The organism is bacterium, assembly GCA_004299235.1.
Classification (GTDB): domain Bacteria; phylum Chloroflexota; class Dormibacteria; order Dormibacterales; family Dormibacteraceae; genus SCQL01.
The window spans coordinates 1-3,781 of the sequence record SCQL01000032.1; the positions used below are offsets into that span (position 1 = coordinate 1).

Annotated in this window: 6 protein-coding genes; 4 read left to right on the forward strand and 2 right to left on the reverse strand. The window is 66.2% G+C overall.

All coding sequences use genetic code 11. The features are described from left to right. Positions 1 to 202 precede the first annotated feature (202 nt). Complete coding sequence (locus EPN29_12340) at positions 203 to 736, reverse strand: hypothetical protein (protein ID TAN31616.1); 534 nt, start codon at positions 734 to 736, stop codon at positions 203 to 205. Between the two features lie 66 nt (positions 737 to 802). Here EPN29_12340 and EPN29_12345 point away from each other — a divergent pair, with 66 nt between their 5' ends. Genes EPN29_12345 through EPN29_12355 form a run of 3 tightly spaced genes read left to right on the forward strand, consistent with a single transcriptional unit; the run spans position 803 to position 3,179 of the window. Further along, positions 803 to 1,012 (forward strand): TetR family transcriptional regulator, encoded by a 210-nt coding sequence (locus EPN29_12345; GenBank protein ID TAN31621.1) that lies wholly within the window; start codon positions 803 to 805, stop codon positions 1,010 to 1,012. Continuing rightward, positions 1,012 to 1,938, forward strand: coding sequence for an ATP-binding cassette domain-containing protein (locus tag EPN29_12350; protein ID TAN31617.1), 927 nt, complete (start codon positions 1,012 to 1,014; stop codon positions 1,936 to 1,938). The genes EPN29_12345 and EPN29_12350 overlap by 1 nt, the downstream gene beginning before the upstream one ends. Continuing rightward, positions 1,935 to 3,179 carry an ABC transporter permease gene (locus EPN29_12355; protein TAN31618.1) on the forward strand — a complete coding sequence of 415 codons (1,245 nt, stop codon included), beginning with the start codon at positions 1,935 to 1,937 and terminating at the stop codon, positions 3,177 to 3,179. Before EPN29_12350 ends, EPN29_12355 begins: the two co-directional genes overlap by 4 nt. A 115-nt stretch (positions 3,180 to 3,294) precedes the next feature. Here the strand turns inward: EPN29_12355 and EPN29_12360 are convergent, their stop codons facing one another. Beyond that, positions 3,295 to 3,570, reverse strand: coding sequence for a hypothetical protein (locus EPN29_12360; protein ID TAN31619.1), 276 nt, complete (start codon positions 3,568 to 3,570; stop codon positions 3,295 to 3,297). A 1-nt stretch (position 3,571) separates the two neighbouring features. Here EPN29_12360 and EPN29_12365 point away from each other — a divergent pair. Beyond that, positions 3,572 to 3,781: DUF222 domain-containing protein (locus tag EPN29_12365; protein TAN31620.1), on the forward strand; the 210-nt coding region annotated here is incomplete at its 3' end.

The following is a 3,781-nucleotide window of genomic DNA, read 5'->3' on the forward strand; positions in this document are numbered from 1 at the left end:
ACGCCCTGGTGGGTCGCAAGTTCGTGATCGGCGAGGTTTCCTGCTTCGGCCAGCGCCTTTGCGAGCCCTGCAGTCACCTCGAGTGCCTGACCAAGCCCGGAGTATTGAGGTCGCTGGTCCACCGCGGAGGATTGCGAGCCGACGTGCTGACCGACGGCGTGTTGGGCGTCGGCGACGTGGTCCGCGTCTCAGATTGAACTGACTACGCGCGGCGGGTCGCCAGCATCAAACCCGCGGTTCCGCGCGCCAGGCGGAGGGGAACAACCTCCTGCAGCGAATCGATCACCGTCAGCAGGCGCGGGCCGATCTCGAGCGGCGGCACCCGAAATGTCGAGTAACGGTCGCTCCGCAGCGGATCGCCGCGGAATTCCAGGACCTCCCGATCGCCGGCGGTCCGTCGGTACGCGAGGCGGTTGAAGTCAGGGCTCGGCAGAAGCCACGCAGCTTCGATCGTGACCGACCGCATCAGCAGCACCGCATAAAGAAACGCCGGATGTTCACGGACATGACCGACTGGATAATCGGCCGTGGCCTCCACCAGTCCGTTGCGATCCGCTTCGCCCGCGGTCTTCACCTGGATGGCAATCGCCGGCAGCCCACCCCGCCGGCCAGCGGTGGCATCGATGTGGTCGTCGTCCGCCAGCGGCGTGAACAGCTGCAATTCGCCATCCGACGAGACCATCGAGTACAGCGCCATCGCCAGCTCTCCGGCGCGTCCGAGTTGGGTTTTGTCCACGGCCGAGCAGATTGTTGCAGGGCGGATCTCAAATCGGGCCGGAAATCAGCCGCCCCTGTCTGACCACTGACCGCCTCGGCGTGCCAGAATCCGAGTGGCTCCGCCACGAAGGCAGAACGTTCATCGAGGAGGCGTCGCCCGCAGATCGTTGAGGCCGCCATCGAAGTCCTAGCCCATGCGGAATACGCTCCGGCGTCGCTTGAGCAAATTGCGCTCAGGGCGGGACGCTCGCGGGGCTTGACCGCGTACCACTTCGCCGGACGCGACGCGGAGTGATGGCACCGCCGGAAGTGACCGTGGTCGAAAGCCGATCATCTGGACTCGAGATCATCGATCTCTTCCAGAAGTTCGGCTCACGAGTGGCCGTCGATCACCTCAGCGTGACGGTGAACGCAGGAGAAGTCGTCGGCCTTGTCGGTCGCAATGGTGCGGGCAAGACCACGACGATGCGCTCGGTGATGGGCATCCTGACGCCCTCCGGCGGAACGGTCCGCTGGGCAGGGCACGACGTCACCCTGCGGGACCGCGTTCGTTTCGGCTACATGCCGGAGGAACGCGGACTCTACCCCCAGATGGAGGTGCTGAAGCAGATGACCTACTTCGCACGACTGCACGGGATGGCACCTGACGCCGCTGGGCGGGCGGCGCTCAACTGGATCAGGCGGCTGGGCCTGGACGGCCGGGAGCGTGAGCGCGTCGTCGCACTGTCTCACGGCAATCAGCAGCGCGTTCAGCTCGCCGTGGCCCTGGTTTATGAGCCTGACCTCCTCGTCCTCGACGAACCGTTCGCCGGCCTCGATCCCTCAGCGGTCGACTCCTTATCCAATGTGATCCGCGAGGTCGCGAGCCAGGGGAGGGCGATCCTCTTCTCGAGCCACCAACTCGATCTCGTTGAGCGCCTCTGTGATCGGATCGTGATCGTGGATGGCGGCAAGGCGTTGGCGAGCGGAACCCTTGCGGAGCTCCGAGCGCGTGTTCCCCAGCGTCTTCGGGTGCAAGTCGCGAATCCGACCGAATGGTGGGCACGCCTTGACCACATGCACGTCCTGAGCCATGACGGCGAAGGCGTCCGGTTCGACATCAGGCCAGGCGATGACACTGAAGAGGTGCTTCGCGCCGCGACCGCGGCCGGGCCGCTTCAATTCTTCGGGTTCGAGTCCGGCGGGCTGGCCGAGCTGTACCGGGAGCTGGTCGCGTCATGATCCGGTTTGGCTCGATCGCCCTGGTGGCCCTGCGCGAGATAACCGAGCGGGTCACTGGAAGAGCCACGTGGATTCTCACCGGCTTGACCACCTTCCTGGCGGTGGGTCTGATCGTGGTGCCTTCTCTGACGAATCAGTCCGGAGGCTCCACCAACCTTGGTTTGGTCGGGCCTCAGGCGCAGGCCCTCGCGCCGGCCATCAATGCCGCGGCCAAAGCAGCCGCGATCGACCTCACCACGCGCAACGTCGACTCCGAGGCGACGGCGCGATCGGAGCTGACGCCACCCATCAATGCGCGCGCCGGCGGTGGTAGCCGCCTCGCTCTGCTAACCGGACAGAATCGTGCAGCTCTCGACGCTGCGCTGCTTTACGACGGGACTTCGGCCACGATCGAGGCCTACCAGACGGTCCCGCCCGGGATCTCGGCCCTCCTCCGATCAGTGCTCAACGTGATCCACCAGCGCAGCTTGCTTTCAGCCGCCGGCCTGTCGGCGAGTCAGATCACGGCCGCCGAGAAGCCGGTACCGACGGTTACCGTGGCCCTCCAGCCGGAACCCAGCGATCTTCCCGGCCGGGAGATCACGGCGCTTGCCGCCGCCTTTCTGCTCATGTACGCGGTCGCGGGCTTCGGATCCGCCGTAGCGACCGGAGTCGCGCAGGAGAAGACCTCCCGCACGGCGGAGGTCCTGCTCGCGGCTGTCCAACCGCGAGAGCTGATGACTGGGAAGGTGATCGGGATCGGACTCGTCGGCCTGGGTCAGATGACAATCACCGTCGGCGGCGCAATGATTGCCAACGCGCTCGTGAAGAGCCAGGCGATACCTTCCGAACTGCCGACCCTCCTGCCCATGATCATCGTCTGGTTTGTGCTGGGTTTCGGCCTTTATGCCTTCGGCTTCGCCGCGGCCGGAGCGATGGTTGCCCGGCAGGAAGAGGTCCAGTCGGTGACCATGCCCTTCACAGCATTCCTGGTCGCCGGTCTATTTCTCGTCTACGCAACGATTGCCTCGCCCGACGCGCCATGGGTGAGGTTGCTCTCGTTCTTCCCACCCCTCTCTCCAATCCTGATGCCCGCGAGACTGGCCCTCGGTCATATATCCGTTTGGGAGCTTCCACTGGCGATCGCGATCGAACTGGTGAGCATCGTCGGCATGGCGAGATTGGCAGGCGGCATCTACCGGGCCGCCCTCGTCCGCGGAGGCGCACGTCTCAGTTGGCGCGCGGCCCTGAATCTTCGGTGAGAACGGTCGGGTAACGTCCGGGCGAAAGACTGGGAAGGGGGGCGTGCGGGTGGCGCTCGGAGGCCCACACGCGATGTCGGTGGGGAAGATCCCCCTCTCCCCTCCGGGGAGAGGGTCAGGGTGAGGGGCGCGAGCTCGCTACCGCCGCGCGGCGAAAGATTTCTTCGTGATTTACAGGCGTCTCTTCTTGACTCCCCAAACGGATGTTTGGTAGCATGGTCGCATGTTGGGGGTTGGGGGCACAGACCTTGAGGAGCTGGCGCTCGCGGTGCGCAAATTCCATCACCGCGACGAGCGCCGCGTCGACGCCAAGGGCCTGCGCGGCCTGATCGACGCCCTGGAGGGCGAGTTCGCCGCCATGGCCCGCCGCCTCCAGGAGTCGGGCGGGCACAGTGCGTGCGTCACGCCATGGACGAGCGCTGCCGCGGCGCAACGGGGTCCGGCCGCACCTCACCCTGACGACCACGCTGGAGGGGCTGAAAAACGAGCTCGGCGCCCCCGCGGCCGACCTCGAGCTCTCGCTGCCGATCTCCACCCGGACGGTGGAGCGCCTGGCCTGCGACGCCGCCATCTCCCGCGTCCTGCTCGCCGGCTCGGTGGTG

Coding starts and splice junctions, on each gene's coding strand:
- EPN29_12350 (TAN31617.1), top strand. CDS start 1,012: ATGGCACCGCCGGAAGTGACCGTGGTCGAAAGCCGATCATCTGGACTC.
- EPN29_12355 (TAN31618.1), top strand. CDS start 1,935: ATGATCCGGTTTGGCTCGATCGCCCTGGTGGCCCTGCGCGAGATAACC.